At 63.8% G+C, this 15,425-nt stretch carries 17 protein-coding genes; 13 read left to right on the forward strand and 4 right to left on the reverse strand.

What is annotated here, in order from left to right; all coding sequences use genetic code 11:
• Window positions 1-280 precede the first annotated feature (280 nt).
• The 4 genes from GGD62_RS00005 to GGD62_RS00015 are packed head-to-tail and all read right to left on the reverse strand — an operon-like array spanning window position 281 to window position 3,648.
• Complete coding sequence (locus GGD62_RS00005) at window positions 281-1,492, reverse strand: acyl-CoA dehydrogenase family protein (protein ID WP_018319777.1); 1,212 nt, start codon at window positions 1,490-1,492, stop codon at window positions 281-283.
• A 31-nt stretch (window positions 1,493-1,523) separates the two neighbouring features.
• A complete protein-coding gene (locus GGD62_RS41450) occupies window positions 1,524-1,775 on the reverse strand; it encodes a DUF2961 domain-containing protein (RefSeq protein WP_312014234.1) in 252 nt (83 codons plus the stop codon).
• Window positions 1,772-2,026 carry a DUF2961 domain-containing protein gene (locus GGD62_RS41455; protein ID WP_283813252.1) on the reverse strand — a complete coding sequence of 85 codons (255 nt, stop codon included), beginning with the start codon at window positions 2,024-2,026 and terminating at the stop codon, window positions 1,772-1,774. Before GGD62_RS41455 ends, GGD62_RS41450 begins: the two co-directional genes overlap by 4 nt.
• The gene (locus GGD62_RS00015; protein WP_183706755.1) at window positions 2,023-3,648 is read right to left on the reverse strand and encodes a long-chain fatty acid--CoA ligase; all 1,626 of its coding nucleotides are present in this window, start codon (window positions 3,646-3,648) and stop codon (window positions 2,023-2,025) included. The genes GGD62_RS41455 and GGD62_RS00015 overlap by 4 nt, the downstream gene beginning before the upstream one ends.
• A 176-nt stretch (window positions 3,649-3,824) precedes the next feature.
• Between GGD62_RS00015 and GGD62_RS00020 the strand changes: the two genes are divergently transcribed.
• From GGD62_RS00020 to GGD62_RS00080, 13 genes are all read left to right on the forward strand, one after another.
• On the forward strand, window positions 3,825-5,684 hold the full coding sequence (locus GGD62_RS00020; protein ID WP_183706756.1) for an NAD(P)/FAD-dependent oxidoreductase: 1,860 nt from the start codon (window positions 3,825-3,827) through the stop codon (window positions 5,682-5,684).
• Between the two features lie 5 nt (window positions 5,685-5,689).
• Complete coding sequence (locus tag GGD62_RS00025) at window positions 5,690-6,496, forward strand: shikimate dehydrogenase (RefSeq protein ID WP_183706757.1); 807 nt, start codon at window positions 5,690-5,692, stop codon at window positions 6,494-6,496.
• A gap of 114 nt (window positions 6,497-6,610) precedes the next feature.
• Window positions 6,611-7,429, forward strand: a complete 819-nt coding sequence (locus tag GGD62_RS00030; protein WP_018319782.1) for a lytic transglycosylase domain-containing protein — start codon at window positions 6,611-6,613, stop codon at window positions 7,427-7,429.
• 141 nt (window positions 7,430-7,570) lie between these two features.
• Window positions 7,571-7,792 carry a hypothetical protein gene (locus GGD62_RS00035; RefSeq protein WP_018319783.1) on the forward strand — a complete coding sequence of 74 codons (222 nt, stop codon included), beginning with the start codon at window positions 7,571-7,573 and terminating at the stop codon, window positions 7,790-7,792.
• A 12-nt stretch (window positions 7,793-7,804) separates the two neighbouring features.
• Window positions 7,805-8,227: a hypothetical protein gene (locus tag GGD62_RS00040; RefSeq protein ID WP_018319784.1), complete on the forward strand. Its 423-nt coding sequence runs from the start codon at window positions 7,805-7,807 to the stop codon at window positions 8,225-8,227.
• Between the two features lie 387 nt (window positions 8,228-8,614).
• Window positions 8,615-9,061 (forward strand): MaoC family dehydratase, encoded by a 447-nt coding sequence (locus GGD62_RS00045; RefSeq protein ID WP_018319786.1) that lies wholly within the window; start codon window positions 8,615-8,617, stop codon window positions 9,059-9,061.
• A 90-nt stretch (window positions 9,062-9,151) separates the two neighbouring features.
• Window positions 9,152-9,652, forward strand: coding sequence for a hypothetical protein (locus tag GGD62_RS00050; protein ID WP_018319787.1), 501 nt, complete (start codon window positions 9,152-9,154; stop codon window positions 9,650-9,652).
• Between the two features lie 304 nt (window positions 9,653-9,956).
• Window positions 9,957-11,108 carry a LuxR C-terminal-related transcriptional regulator gene (locus GGD62_RS00055; RefSeq protein WP_183706758.1) on the forward strand — a complete coding sequence of 384 codons (1,152 nt, stop codon included), beginning with the start codon at window positions 9,957-9,959 and terminating at the stop codon, window positions 11,106-11,108.
• Window positions 11,109-11,345: 237 nt separating this feature from the next.
• A complete protein-coding gene (locus GGD62_RS00060) occupies window positions 11,346-12,311 on the forward strand; it encodes an AraC family transcriptional regulator (protein ID WP_183707538.1) in 966 nt (321 codons plus the stop codon).
• Between the two features lie 122 nt (window positions 12,312-12,433).
• On the forward strand, window positions 12,434-12,682 hold the full coding sequence (locus GGD62_RS00065) for a DUF6894 family protein (protein WP_018319790.1): 249 nt from the start codon (window positions 12,434-12,436) through the stop codon (window positions 12,680-12,682).
• Entirely contained in the window at window positions 12,679-12,870 is a 192-nt protein-coding gene (locus GGD62_RS00070) for a hypothetical protein (protein ID WP_179730888.1), read from the forward strand. The genes GGD62_RS00065 and GGD62_RS00070 overlap by 4 nt, the downstream gene beginning before the upstream one ends.
• A gap of 145 nt (window positions 12,871-13,015) precedes the next feature.
• Entirely contained in the window at window positions 13,016-14,134 is a 1,119-nt protein-coding gene (locus tag GGD62_RS00075; protein ID WP_183706759.1) for a helix-turn-helix transcriptional regulator, read from the forward strand.
• A 104-nt stretch (window positions 14,135-14,238) separates the two neighbouring features.
• Entirely contained in the window at window positions 14,239-15,357 is a 1,119-nt protein-coding gene (locus GGD62_RS00080) for a helix-turn-helix transcriptional regulator (protein ID WP_183706760.1), read from the forward strand.
• The last annotated feature ends 68 nt before the right edge of the window (window positions 15,358-15,425 follow it).

Here is a 15,425-nt window from a genome sequence, read left to right on the forward strand (position 1 = left end):
GGGCGCCAACTACAGATCTCGGCCTGACGATCGGCGTCAACACAGCCCTCTCTCCTTACGTCTCCTGCCTCAAAAGGCCGTAGCGCAACAGGCCCCTTGTGGGAGAGGGCAGCTCCGTTCGTAGACAAAAGCTCACTTGGGTGAGGGGTATGTCTCCGCGCGCGAATCTCTAGTTTCGTGCGTGCGGATAGATACCCCTCATCCGGCGCTTCGCGCCACCTTCTCCCACAAGGGGAGAAGGAAGAAAGAGAGCGTCGCCCGGTGAGCTAGCCGTCTTCTTTCACGCGTTCGAATATTTCTTCAGCTCGAACCGGGCGATCTGGTTCCGGTGGACCTCATCCGGTCCATCGGCAAGCCGCAGCAGACGCGCGGTGGCATAGGCCTGGGTCAAACCGAAATCGTTCGAGGTGCCGCCGCCGCCATGGGCCTGGATCGCCCAGTCGATGATCTGGCAGGCCATGTTGGGCACGGCGACCTTGATCATCGCGATCTCGGCCTTCGCGACCTTGTTGCCGACCGTGTCCATCGCGTAGGCCGCGTTCAGCGTGAGCAGCCGGGCCTGCTCGATCATGATGCGGGATTCTGCAATGCGCTCTTGCGTCACCGTCTGTTCGGAGACCGGCTTGCCGAAGGCGACGCGGCTGCGCACGCGGCGGCACATCTTTTCCAGCGTGCGTTCGGCAAGGCCGATCAGCCGCATGCAGTGATGGATGCGGCCGGGCCCCAGGCGGCCCTGTGCGATCTCGAAGCCACGGCCTTCGCCGAGCAGCATGTTCTCCTTGGGGACCCGCACATTGGTGAAGACGACTTCCGACGCCCGGTCAGGCACGCCGTAGAAGCCGAACACGGGCAGGGGACGTTTCACCTCGATGCCAGGCGTGTCCATCGGCACCAGGATCATCGATTGCTGCTTGTGGCGGTCCGGATTGTCAGGATCGGTCTTACCCATGAAGATGCAGATCTTGCAGCGCGGGTCGGTCGCATTGGTCGTATACCATTTACGGCCGTTGATGACGTAATGGTCGCCATCGCGCAGGATCGAACTCTCGATGTTGGTCGCATCGGATGAGGCGACCGCAGGCTCCGTCATGGCGAAGCAGGAGCGGATTTCACCTGCGAGCAGCGGCTTCAGCCAACGCTCCTTGTCCTTCTCCGAACCGTAACGCTCCAGCACCTCCATGTTGCCGGTGTCGGGCGCGGAGCAGTTGAACACCTCCGGCGCCAGATGCGAGCGGCCCATCACCTCGCAGAGCGGGGCGTATTCGAGATTGGTCAGGCCTGCGCCATGGCCGGACTCCGGCAGGAACAGATTCCAGAGGCCTTCCGCACGCGCGAGCGGCTTCAACTCCTCGACGACGGGATAGACCTTCCAGGGTCCCAGCTCTTCCGCCTCGCGATAGAAACGCTCCTCGTTCGGGTAGATGTGCCGGTCCATGAAGCTCTCGAGCTTGCGCTTGAGCTCGACGACTTTTGGCGACATCGGGTAGAGCATCTCTGGTCTCCTTGATTGATCGGCGGCAGGATCAGCCGATTTCGAGATAATCCGGGCCGGGCAGTTTCGGGAAGAGCGCCGTCGGCAGGGTCTGATACCAGAACGCGACGGAGGCGATATCGTCCTGCAGCGGAAGGTATTTGGCCTCCTTGGTGCCCGGCAACCAGCCCAGCGCCTGGATCGTCACGCGCAGATCGGAGCGGAAGCGCACGGGATCGGGGATGTGCCAGCGATACATGCCGAAGCGTTGCTGCGATTTGTAGACGCCGTCGGGGCGGATCACCTGGGCAGGCCGGCATAGGGCGTGGTGAATTCCTGGTAGCGCGATTGCTGGCCCTGGCCGGAACGGGCGACATAGGGATCGAAATTATAGGCACCGCAGAAATAGTCCTCGGTGTCGGTGCCGCAGATCGTCGGGAAGTCACCGTCGCCGTCGATGAAGAACTTGATTTCGCCTTCGCCCCACCAGCCGTTGTTGTTGACGCCCCAGGCCATGTATACGGAACGGCCCGCATGTGATCGCGTGCCGTTCATGCGACGCGATACTCCCTGAACTTCTCGCGCAGAGCCGATTTCAACACCTTGCCGGTCCCCGTCATCGGGAACTCGTCGAGGAATTCGACGGCGTCCGGCATCCACCAGCTCGCGACCTTCGGGCGCATGTGGTCGAGCAGCGTCTTGCCGTCGACGGTCGCGCCCTTCTTGCGGACGACGAGGAGCAGGGGACGCTCCTGCCATTTCTCGTGGTTGATTGCGACCACGGCTGCCTGAAGCACATCGGGGTGAGACAAGGCAACGTCCTCGAGCTGGATCGAGGAGATCCATTCGCCGCCCGACTTGATCACGTCCTTGGAGCGGTCGGTGAGCGTGACGTGGCCCTGCGGGTCGATCACGGCCATGTCGCCGGTGATCAGCCAGCCGTCGCGGTCGAGGCCTTCCTCCAACTTCATGTAGCCGGAGGCGACCCAGGGACCGCGGGCGCGCAAATGGCCGACGGACTTGCCGTCGCGTGGCAGCTCGACGCCGCTGTCGTCGACGATGCGAAGAGCTGTACCGAAACAGGCGCGGCCAGACACCTGGCGCCGGTCGAACTTCTCCTTGTCGGTGAGGTGCTCCGAGCCCGGCCGCAAGCCCGGCATGGAGCAGCCCAGGGCCTCGGTCATGCCCCAGGCCTGGATGTAGTCGATATTGTAGTCGCGCTTCAGCTTCTCGACCATCGCGCGCGGCGGCGCCGAGCCCGACGACAGCGTTGCCCGCAGCGTGGAGAATTTGTTGCCGGTGCGCCCGAGCCAGTCGAGCAGGATCAGCCAGAAGCTCGGCACGCCCGCCGACAGCGTCACCTTCTCGCCTTCGAGCAATTCGTAGAGCTTGTCGGGCTCGTAATTGCGGCCCGGCAGCACCAGCTTCGAGCCGGTATAGGGCGCTGTGAACGGCATGTTCCAGCCATTGCCGTGGAAGAGCGGCGCCATTGGCATCATCACCTCGCGCACGCCTTCGACATGCCCCGGCAGGAAGTCGAAATTGCAGCACGTCATGGTCTGCAGGATCGCGGCGCGGTGCGAATAGATCACGCCCTTGGGATTGCCCGTCGTGCCTGAGGTGTAGCAGATGGTCGAGGCGGACTTTTCGTCGAACTCCGGCCAGACGAAGCCGGCGTCGTTCTCTTGTTCCAGAAGCTCCTCGTAGCAATGCACGTTGGCGAGCTTGGTTTCGGGCATCCGCTCGCGCGACGACATCACGACATAGGCTTCGATCGTCTTGAGCTGCGGCGCGATCGCCTCGACCAGCGGCAGCGTGGCGCGGTCGATGAACAGCAGGCGGTCTTCGGCGTGATTGATGATGTAGATGAGCTGCTCGGGAAACAGACGCGGATTGACGGTGTGCAGCACATAGCCCATGCCCGGCGCGGCATAGAACATCTCGAAATGACGATGCGTATTCCAGGCCAGCGTGCCGACGCGATCGCCGGGATTCATGCCGAGCCGCTTTAGCGCCAGCGCCATGCGCTTGATGCGCGGATGGGCGTCGGCATAGGTGTAGCGATGGATGTCGCCTTCGATCTCGCGCGCGACGATCTCGGCCTCGCCGTGATAGTCCGCGGCATACTGGATCAGGCCGCTGATCAGAAGCGGCATGTCCATCATCAATCCCTGCATGGTCTCCTCCACGGCCACGTCGTTGCGTGGCGTTGCGCTTGTGATTTGCGCGTGAGGTTAGCGGAACGTCACGCGGCGTTCACGCAAAAAACATTGGACGCGATTGCATGCGTCACTTTTTCAGGGCTAACTGATCCGAGCTGCCGGCGAAGCAGCGTTCTCCTTGGAGGAAATGCATGTCAGCGGAAAGACACAAGACCGGTGCAGCCGGCGAACCTACCGTCGATATTGCAGCCCTCCGCGCGCGCTATCGCGACGAGCGCGACCGCCGTCTGCGTGCCGAAGGCAAGGCCCAGTATGTCGAGGTAACAGGGGAATTCGGCCGCTACCTCGACGACCCCTGGGCCGATCCCGGATTTGCGCGCGCAGCTGTCAGTGAAGTGACTGAAGTGCTCGTCGTTGGTGGCGGCTTTGGCGGGCTTCTCTGCGCCGCGCGTTTGCGCGAAGCCGGCATCGATGATTTCCGCATCGTGGAAAAGGCTGCCGACTTCGGCGGCACCTGGTACTGGAATCGCTATCCTGGCGCCGCCTGCGATACCGAGAGCTACATCTATCTGCCGCTGCTGGAAGAGACCGGCTACATGCCGGTGCGCAAATATGCTCGCGCGCCGGAGATCTACGAGCACTCCCGCCGCATCGGCCGCCATTTCGGCCTCTACGACCGCGCGCTGTTTCAGACCGTCATCTCGCGGATGGCATGGCAGGAGCAGGAGGCGCGTTGGCTGGTCGAGACCGATCGGGGCGATCGCATCCGTGCGCGCTTCGTCATTCTCGCCGGAGGTCCGCTCAGCAGACCGAAGCTGCCGGGCATTCCCGGCATCGAGACCTTCAAGGGCCACAGCTTCCATACCAGTCGGTGGGACTACGGCTACACCGGCGGCAATGCGGATGGTGGTCTGACCGGACTTGCCGACAAGCGCGTCGGCATCATCGGCACCGGCGCCACCGCCGTGCAATGCGTGCCGCATCTCGGACGCGCTGCGAAGGAGCTTTATGTCTTCCAGCGCACACCGTCAGCGATCGGCGTGCGGGACGACCGGTCGACGGATCAAAACTGGGCGCAGAGCCTCAGGCCCGGCTGGCAGCGCGAGCGCATGGACAATTTCACCGCCGTGATCTCCGGCGAGCCGGTCGAACGGGACCTGGTGCAGGATGGCTGGACCGGCCTGCTCGGCGAGATCCTGCTGGCGCCGCGCCGTCAGCCGCAGCCGGTGACCTCGATGGAAGAGGCGCTGAAAGTCATCGAGCAGGCCGATTACCGCAAGATGGAGGAGATCCGCGCCCGCGTCGATGCGGTGGTCAAGGACACGGCGACCGCGGACGCGCTCAAGCCCTGGTACAAGGCGTTCTGCAAGCGGCCGTGCTTCCACGACGAATATCTCGATGTCTTCAATCGTCCCAACGTGCATCTCGTCGACACCAAAGGGCAGGGCGTCGAGCGCATCACCGAGAACGCCGTCGTGGCTGGCGGCAAGGCTTACGAGCTCGACTGCCTGATCTATGCCAGCGGCTTCGAGGTCGGCACCGATTACGCCCGCCGCATGGGCTTCGAGGTCTACGGCCGCGACGGCATGAGCCTGACCGAGCGCTGGCAGGGCGGCGTCAAGACGATGCATGGGTTCTACAGCCGCGGCTTTCCGAACTGCTTCCTGATCGTTACGGTGCAGGCTGGCCAGAGCGCCAACTTCCCGCACATCATCGACGAGCAGTCACAGCACATCGCCTATGTGATCGCCGAAGCGCGCAAGCGCAAAGCCCGAACGCTGGAGCCGACGCTGGCCGCGGAAAACGCCTGGGTCGAGGAGGTCGTCAAGGCCGCGCTCGGCCGCCAGACCTATCTCGCCGAATGCACGCCCGGTTACTACAACAACGAGGGCGTGTTCGATCCGATCGCGGCGAGAAACAGCCAATATTGGCGCGGACCGGTGGCGTTCCTGCGGCTGCTCGACAAATGGCGGAAGGAAGGCAATCTGGACGGCCTGGAGTTGACCTATGGGACCGCGGCGGAGGCAGGCGGCTCTCCGTTGTCGGCTTAAGCGGCATGATCCCGCCACCCACGGGCGCCACGCGCCTCTATGTCATCGTCGGCGATCCCATCGCCCAGGTGCGCTCGCCCGCAGGCGTGACCGCAGCCTTCGCGGCCCGCGGCCATGACGGCATTCTCGTTCCGGTTCAGGTCTCGGTCGCGGATCTGCCGGATTTCCTCTCATTGGCACCGCGCCTGAAGAATCTCGACGGCCTCGTCGTGACCATCCCGCACAAATTAACCTGCTACCAGGCTTGCATGAGTGCGACGGAGCGCGCTCACTTCCTGCGCAGCGTCAACCTCATGCGCCGGCGCGCCGACGGCGCATGGCATGGCGACATGGTCGACGGCCTTGGCTTCGTCGGTGCGGCGCGGGCGAAAGGGGTCAACCCTGCGGGCCTGCGGGCGCTGCTCATCGGCGCTGGCGGCGCGGGCTCGGCCATCGCGCTCGCGCTGGTGGAGGCCGGCGTGAGCGAGCTCGCCATTCACGATAGCGCAACTGAGCGCCGCGACGCGCTGATCGGGCAACTCAACGGGCTCGGCAAGGCGCTAGTGCGGGCCGGCAGCACGGATCCCACCGGCTTTGAATTTGTCGCCAATGCGACACCGGCAGGGATGAAAGAAGGCGATCCGCTGCCGGTCGATGTGGCGCGGCTTGCGCCCTTGGCCTATTGCGGCTGTGTCATCACCAAGCCCGAAATCTCGCCCTTCATCGCGGCGGCCCGAAAGGCCGGCTGCGTGACCGGGACCGGCACGGACATGTACGAGCAGCACCAGGGGATCATGGTGGATTTCCTGCTCGGCCGTGGCGAAGGGCGGTGATCCGCCCGGATGTCAAGGCGCCCGTTGCGCTCCGCGGGGCTTGAGCGATCAAAGCCGACGTAGGATCATGCGCTCGCGCGAGCCGGTCGCGTATTTGAGGAGAGGATAAGAGGAATGACCAAGGGCAGGACCGTTGCGACGGCCATGATCGGCGCCACAGCGCTGGTGCTCTCTCTGGCGCCCCGCGCCGAGGCCGCCACCTGCGGCAACGGGCCGGGCGGGTTCGAGGCCTGGAAGCGCGAGTTCAGCGCGGAGGCGCAGGGCAAGGGCATCGGCCAGACCGCGCTCTCGGCGCTGATGCAGACCAACTACGCCAGTGCCACCATTGCGGCCGACCGCGGCCAGCGCAGCTTTTCGCTGACGCTCGACCAGTTTCTCGCCAAGCGCGGCGCCACCACTATCGTCGCCAAGGGGCGGCAGCTCAAGCAGTCGCAGGCTGCCTTGTTCGCCTCCATCCAGCAGCGCTATGGCGTCCCGCCCGGCCCGCTGATCGCGATCTGGGGCATGGAGACCGGTTTCGGCAGCCAGCGCGGCAACCAGAACATGCTGTCGTCGATCGCAACCCTGGCCTATGACTGCCGGCGTCCTGAATTCTTCACCGACCAGCTCTACGCGGCCTTGAAGCTGGTCGACCGCGGCACGCTGTCGGGGGCGACCCGCGGCTCCATGCATGGCGAGGTCGGCCAGACCCAGTTCATGCCCAAGAACATCCTGGCCTATGGCACCGGCAACCTCGAGGTGGCCGCCAACGCGCTGAACTCGACGGCGAATTTCCTCAAAGGTCATGGCTGGAAAGCAGGAGCCGGTTACCAGCCGGGCGAGCCGAATTTCGCCGCCATCGAGGCCTGGAATGCGGCCGGTGTTTATCAGAAGGCGATCGCGCTGATGGGCCGGCAGATCGACGAGGGCGGCGGAGCGGCGGCCTCGCGCTGACGAAAACCCGTCCACTTCGCTCGAAAACGCTCCTGCTCAGCAAGGCGTGATGGGCCGGCATGAGAAAGTTGTTGCCATCAGGAACCGAGGGCACGAGGTTTGCTTTGATCAGATTCAGGGCTGGGCATGAGGAGACTCAACATGGCAACCCAGATCGTGATGGACCAGACTGGCGATACGCGCCACGAGTTTGATCCTGGCAATGCCGAAGCGCTGGCGCGAGCCGAACGGCGCTTTCGGGAGCTGACCGGAGCCGGCTTCACCGCGGCCCTTCGCAACGGACCCGGCGAAGTCACTCGTATCAGATCGTTCGACCCGACCGCGCAGGAAACGCTGTTCTATCCCCGCCTAGTCGGCGGTTGATCTGAGCTGCTCATGATTACGGCGGTTTGGCTCCGCGCGCCGGCGCGTGCGCGTCTGCATGCGCTGCGTGAACTGTACCGGCGCTTCTTCGGCGAGAACACGCCGGATGCCCGTGGTCGCCGGCTGCTCTTCGATTGGCTCTCGCCCGCACAGCGCGCCCAATTCGAAGAGCACCGGTATTTCGACGTCATCGGATGCGACACCGGCAAGACCTACCGCATTCACTACGGCACCGCCGCCAATGTCCACGAAATCGACGGCGAAGGCCGCGCGACGATGGGATGGTGCTTCGTCCCGTCAGGCTTCCTGGTGCCGGGCGACGTCATGCTGGCGCAGAAGATCGCACTCGAGACGGATGAGACAGGCGCGCTCTCTCTCGCCAACCGGTTTCCGCCGGCAACGCATTCGGAGCACTTCTACCGGCGGCCTTTCTAGCGGCTGAAATGGCGAAGCGGTCGGTGGTTAGTGGTGCGTAGTGCGGTAGGCGTCCAGCGCGTGCGCCGCGAAGACACCGGCGCTGCAAAGGGCGAGCAGGCCCGAGATCAGCTCGATCATAGCTCGTCCTCCCGTAGTGAATGGGCAACGAGGTTGCGACAGCAGGAATAGTCGTAGATCAGGTCGAGAAGGAATTGCATGGTAGCCGTCCCTGTATTTATTTTGACAACGACTTAAGCGGCGATCTGTTTCAGCGGTGTTTCGTCGCCTCGGGAAAGGGGTTTCGCGGGGAACCTCGGGGCTGGTTTTGTGCGCTGCGGTCCCGCTATTGCTGGAGCCCTTTGGCCGCCTCTTCGAAGGCGGCGCAAGACATTGCGAGGCAAAATCATGGCGCAGGTCGAATGGTTCGATGATCTGGCGATCGGAATGCGGTTTAGGTCCCCCGAGGTCGTGGTCACCGAAGCCGACATCAAGCGCTTCGCGGCCGAGTTCGATCCCCAGCCGATGCATCTCGACCACGAGGCGGCCAAGGCGACCCTGTTCAAGGGCCTTGCTGCATCGGGATGGCACACCGCGGCGATTGCCATGAACCTCGCGATCCAGACCCGCCCATTCGGCCCGCACCCGCTGATCGGCGCCGGCGTCGACGGCCTGCGCTGGACGATGCCGGTACGGCCCAATGACCGCCTGCATCTGGTTGGGGAGGTCATGAGCCTGACGCCCTCGAAGTCGAAGCCGCAGGGTATCGCGCTGGTGAAATGGACCATGTTCAACCAGAGCGGCGAGGAGGTTTACACCTTCACCCCCATCGCGATCGTGCCGCGGCGAGGATAGGCACAAGCGCCGCCGTTCTGCCGGGGTAAGCCCTTGCGGCCCTCCCGCGGAGGTGGTCATCTCGGCCCGGGGAACGCGCTGGAGGCTGACATGAAACGATTCCTTCTTGCCGCTTTGCTGATCGCGACGGGCGCCTTAAGCGCCGGGCCGGCGCATGCGCAACAATCCAGGGTCGGCGACTGGACCATCGAAAAGCGCACGCAGGACACGCATTGCAATGCAAGCCGCGGCTACAAGGACAAGGATGACGAGAACCGCGACTACGTCATCGTGATCACCTATTCCGAGAAGGCGATCGTGATCGTGATGATCTACGATGGCTGGGAATGGGAGAATGTCGGCGAGATCCTTCGGGCCGATGTCGGCACTGACGATGCGGACATCATGAAGAAGGCGAAGTGGGAGGTCATGGACAAGACCACCGTGCGTGGCATCTTCGAGTACGACCAGTCGATGATGGACCGCCTGTCGAAGGCGAGGCGCCTGACGCTCGATTTCGAGGACGATGACGACGACAGTATCGAGATGCAGATACCGCGTGCCGGCGAAGCGCTGGCGGCGTTGAAGTTCTGCGAGGAGAACCGGAAATAAGTTGCCGCTGCCGGCCGTGAAAGCGGCAGGACGTCGGCAACGAAGTGGGTGGCAGCGAACCGGCGCGTGACTCAACGCACACAGTCCACGCGCTGTTCGCATTTATCCTAGTCTTTGGCGAAACAGTCCAAGCCGCACCCTGCGGTTGACGTTACGCAAGGACGATGTTCGATATTCCAGCATCTGGCTGCAACGTTTTTTCCTCGTCGAAGGCGGCAATTGACCGGCCCGTCTTCTCCGTCAGTTCCCGGATCGCGGGCTCTCCGTCCCGGACGGGCCGCACGCAGATGGCGTCGCCCGTCCGATGACGACCCACCAGGCAAATCGGTTCTCGTCTCTGATCGGCGAGATCTACGACGCGGCGGTTGACCCCGCCTTGCGCAGCGGCGCGTTGGAGCAGGTTTCGCAGTTCGTCGGTGGTTGCGCCGCGATGATCCTGTCCAGGGACTCAGCGCGGCTTTCGATCGAGATTCACCAGCATTTTGGAACCGACGCCCGCTTCCGTCAGCTTTATCGCGACCGGTATGTGGAGCTCGATCCTCTGCTCGACCGTCATCTCACCCTCGCGCCCGAACAGACGATCGGCGTGACCGACATCATGCCCCATGCGGACTTCCTCGAGACGAGCTTCCACCGCGAGTGGGTGGAGCCACAAGGGGCGATAGACCTTGCGACCGTCGCGCTCGAGAAGACGGCCGCGCGCACCACGATCCTGCAGGTGCTGCGCCATCGCTCCCGCGGAACCGTTGACGAGGCGATGCGCGAGCGCATGCGGCTGCTCGCTCCGCACATCCATCGGTCGCAGATCATGGGCCGGCAGATCAGGGCACGCTCGCATACGGTGGACGACCTTGCCGACGTCCTCGACGGATTGAACACGGCGATCTGCCTGCTCGACGCGGACGGCCGGGTCGTCCATGCCAATGCGGCATGCCGTCAGTTGTTCGCCGATGCCAATCTGCTTGCGATCGTCGGCGACCGGATCGTGGCCCGCAACACCCGAACCGACAAAATATTCCGCGGCCTGTGCGAATTCGATGAAGGCACACATTCCGCCGCTCGTCGTCAGATCGAACTTGCGACATCGGCCGATGGGCAGCATTATCTGCTCCATGCTTTTCCGCTGAAGCGGGATCGCAGCCTGCCGCGGGACATTGCAGCTACGATGCTCTTCGTTCAAAGAGCTTCCATGCTGCCGCTGCTCGCAGCCGACGCGATCGCCGCAGCCTTCAGGCTGACGCCGTCCGAATTGCGCGTGCTGATGGCGATCATCGAGATCGGCGGTGTCCCCGACATCGCCGCAAAACTCGGCATCGCCGAGACGACGGTGAAGACGCATCTCGGTCGCCTGTTCGAGAAGACGGGCGCCGGCAGGCAGGCTGATCTGGTGAAGATCGCCGCCGGCTTTGCCGTGCCGTTCGCGCGGCGAACGAGCGGCGATGACGGCGCCGCGTGATTCATTTCACATGCCTCGATGTTACGTGCCGCGTTCTCAATCCATTGTGATGATCGGCGCTCGCGGGTCATCCGAATGCAGGACGCGAGTCATTCAGGACTTTCGTATATCGCGCTTCGGATAATTGAAGAGCAGCGAGCGCCGCGAAGCTTGCCACAACGGCACCGAACGCGCGTCTGAGGAAACGACAGCGTGTGGCGGGTCTGCTCGTCGGCTGGAGAGATTGCAGTGAGCAGCATGGTTGATTTTTCCGTTCTCAATGTTTCAACGAACGAAATTCCCGAAAACGAGCGCATCCCGTTGCTCCGCGATTTCTACTGCCGCGGGGTGCTGAAGGCGGAGGTCGAGGCAAGGGAAGGAAAGCCGGCCGCGGCGAGCTTCACCTCTCATGTCTTGCCCGAAGCCCAGTTGTTGATCGGGGGCCTGTGCGGAGCGCGGGTCATTCGCACCAAGCAACTGGTGGCCGACGGCGACGACAGCCTCGCCCTGATCGTGAACAGGTCCGGCGTTCTCGGCATATCCGAGCGGGGGCACGATCTAAGGCTTCATGCAGGGGAGGCGGTGTTGACGAGCGCGGAGGACGTCACGACGTTCGAGCGGCTGTCGCTGGGAAGCTGCTTCTCGCTGCGCGTGCCGAGGCGCGTGCTGGCGCCGATGATCGTGGACGTCGACGATGCCGTGATGCGTGTCATGCCGGAAAGCTCCGCCGGACTGAGGCTGCTGGTCGACTACGCGGTGACGCTGGTGCGGGAGAAGGCGTTCGCGACACCCGTGCTGCGGCAGCTCGGGGTCGGGCATCTGCACGATCTACTGGCGCTCGTCCTCGGTGCCACCGGTGAAGCGCGGGAGCTGGCCGGACGGCGTGGCGTCAAGGCGGCGCGGCTCCAGAAGGCGAAAGTCTCCATCGCCAACAATTGCTGGCGGCAGGATCTGTCGGTGGCCTCGGTCGCCCAGGAACTCGGCGTGACGCCGCGCTATCTCCAGCGCCTGTTCGAGGCCGACGGCAAGACGTTCTCCTCATTCCTGATCGAACAACGCGTCAAGCGCGCGCATCGCATGCTGCGGGAGCCCGGATACGCCGAGCGAACGGTGAGTTCGATCGCCTACGATGTCGGCTTCGGCGATCTCTCTTATTTCAACCGCTGCTTCCGGCGCACCTATAACGCGACGCCGAGCGACATCAGGAGCGGCGAGATGCCGTGACCGCGCGCGACTGAATTTCTGCCAACTGCCGATTTCAGCCAATAGACAGGGATCCGACGTGATCCCTGATTGCGAAGCCATGACCCAAGCGTTGCGTGCGGCATCCGCAGCCGGAGTATTGAATGCGCCGTTTCTTTTTCGACCTCCTGGTCGGCAACATCGTGAAGATCGACCCGGGCGGCATGGTGTTCGAATGTGCGGAAGCGACATTCGTGGTGGCCAACGAGATGGCAAGCCATCTCTTCGTCTGGCGTGATGATCTGCGTGACCGCGACGCCTGGATCCGCGTCAGGGACAACAGCGGCCGCGAAATCTATCGCGCCCCGGTCTGGTCGGAATGCGCGGAGAAGCAGGGCTGGGACCAGGCGTGAGCGCCGCTTCGGTGCAGCAACTCTGCACCAGTTCGACGCGGGGCGCATTCATCGGCGCGGTGGCCGGCCTCGGCTTCGACTACCGCACCGGGGCCAATTTGTCCGTGTTCGGCGCGGTCGAGGGCATGATGATGTCCGACCAGAGCCGCACCGGCACGGCCAAGGGTGGCGTTCGCGTCGCGTTCTGAGCCGGCATCAGCCCTGGCGGCTCGAACGCGATGCCCGCCGGCCGGGCTCCATCCGCCCGGCCGGCACCTCCTCCGATCGGAGGATGTCGCATGCTACGGTTGTGTTAGGCTCGCCGGCATTGATCATTCAGTGCCATTTTGAGCCATGCACGGATCGCAAAAGCTGCCAGATCTCGTCGAGTCCATCTACGATGCCGGGCTCGATCCCTCGCTGTGGAATAACGCGGTGGCCGGCATCCGGGATTTCGTCGGCGGCCAGGCCTGCGGGCTGTTCTCGAAGGATTCGATCAGCAAATCCGGTGTCACGCACTACTATTGCGGAGCGGACCCGCACTACATCCAGCTCTATGCCGAGACCCATTCGAAGTTCGATCCGCTGACGGTGCTGCCGCCACACGGCAAGATTGTGAGCATTCCGGATCTCGTCAATTTCGAAGAATACCGGCGCGGGCGCTTCTACCAGGAATGGATGCAGCCGCAGGGGTGCAGCGATGCGGCCAATGTCGTGCTCGAGATATCGAATGCGAGCTGCCCGGTGATGATGACCGTGCTGTCAGGCCGCCGCATGGTCGATCGCGGCATGAAGCAGCGCCTCTCGCTGCTGGTGCCGCACGCCAGCCGCGCGCTGCTGATCAACCGCGCCATGACCGCGCAACTGACGCTGGCGACGGCACTTGCTGATGTCCTCGACAGTTTGACGGTCGGGATCTTCCTGCTCGACGGCCTCTGCCGCCTGGTGCATGCGAATTCGGCCGGTCAGGTCCTGCTCGCGGCCGATGACGTGGTCCGGTCCGTTGCCGGGCAACTCGTGACCGGCAGCGCTGAAGCCAATCAGACCCTGCGCAAGGCGTTTGCGGACCATCGCGACGGTGCAATGCTTGCGGCGAGCGGTCATGCGATTCCGCTGTCGTCCGCCACCGGCGAGCGTTATGTCGCTCACATGCTGCCGTTGTCGTCCCTGCTGCGCAACGGCAGCGAGCGCGTGGCCGACGCCGCCGGTGCGCTGCTTGTGCGCAAGGTCTCGCTCGGCGGACAGTCCTGTGGCGAATTGATCGCGCGGACTTTCGAGCTGACGCCGGCGGAGCTCCGCGTGTTCCTGTCGATCGTCGAGGTCGGCGGCATCCCCGAGACGGCGGCAGCGCTCGGTATCGCGGAGACGACTGCGAAAACGCATCTGCATCGCGTCTTTGCCAAGACCGGCGTGTCCCGGCAGGCCGATCTCGTCAAGCTCGCCGCGGGTTTTGCCAATCCGCTCGTCCACTGAAGCTCGCCGTCGGCGTTGAACCTTTTTCTCCCGCGACAGACTCACAGGAGCCGCCGGGCACGAAGAAATCCGCAAATCTTCGAATTTGACCATTGGCTCTTCCGATGCCCCGACTTCCAAGACATTCCGAACTGATCGAGAGCATCTATGATGCCGGGCTCCACCCTGAGTTGTGGACCGAGGTCGTCGTCATGCTCAATGCCTTCATCGGCAGCCAGGCCTGCGGCCTGATTTCGAAGGATACGGTCAGCAAGTCCGGCGCGACCCATTATTATTGCGGGGTCGATCCGCACTACATCCAGCTCTATTCAGAAACCTACTCCCGGTACGATCCGCTCGCCCGGCTTCCCGGATATGGCGAGGTGCGCAACATCCCGGACCTCGTGAATTTCGACGAGTACCGCCGCGGGCGATTCTACCAGGAATGGCTGCAGCCCCAGGGCTGCGTCGACGTCGCCAACGTGGTGCTGGAGCAATCGAAGTCGCCGTGCCCGATGTTACTGACCGTCATCCCGGGCAGGGAGATGCTCGATGCCGAGCAGCGCGCGCGAATGCAGTTCCTGGTCCCGCATGCCAGTCGGGCGCTGATGATCAACCGCGCGATCGAGCGGAAGCAGCAACGCGCGACCGCACTGGCCGACGTCGTGGATCGCCTGAATGCCGGCGTCATCCTGCTCGATGCGGCCTGTCGGATCGTCCACAGCAATCCGGCGGCCGAGACGATCCTGGCCGCGGACGACGTCCTGCGCTCGATCTCGGGCCGGCTGGTGACGAGATCCTCCGAGGCCAATCTGGCCCTCCGCAATATCTTCCGCGATCCGGGAGAGGTGGCTCTGGCTGCGGCCGAAGGTCGAAAGATCCCTGTGACGTCGCACGACGGTTCGCACTACGTCGCGCATGTGATTGCGCTGCCCTCGCTGCTGCGCGATGGCGCGGCCGAGCGCACCTCAGCCGTTGGAGCCTTGCTGGTCTGGAAGGCGGAACTCGACAGCCGCTCATGTGCCGGCCTGATCGACCGCACGTTCGAACTGACGCCCGCGGAACTGAGGGTTCTGCAATCGATCGTCGAGGTCGGCGGTGTGCCGGAGACCGCGGCCGCCCTCGGGATCGCCGAGACCACGGTGAAGACGCATCTGCATCGTGTCTTCGCCAAGACCGGCGTGTCCCGTCAGGCCGATCTGGTCAAGCTTGCGGCGGGATTTTCCAATCCGCTTCTGAACTGACGCGCACGCGCCTCGCGTCGCTCTTCGCGGCAGCACGCGGATAGGTTCAAACAGAGACATCATTAGAA

The organism is Bradyrhizobium sp. ERR14 (assembly GCF_014198235.1).
Lineage (GTDB): Bacteria > Pseudomonadota > Alphaproteobacteria > Rhizobiales > Xanthobacteraceae > Bradyrhizobium.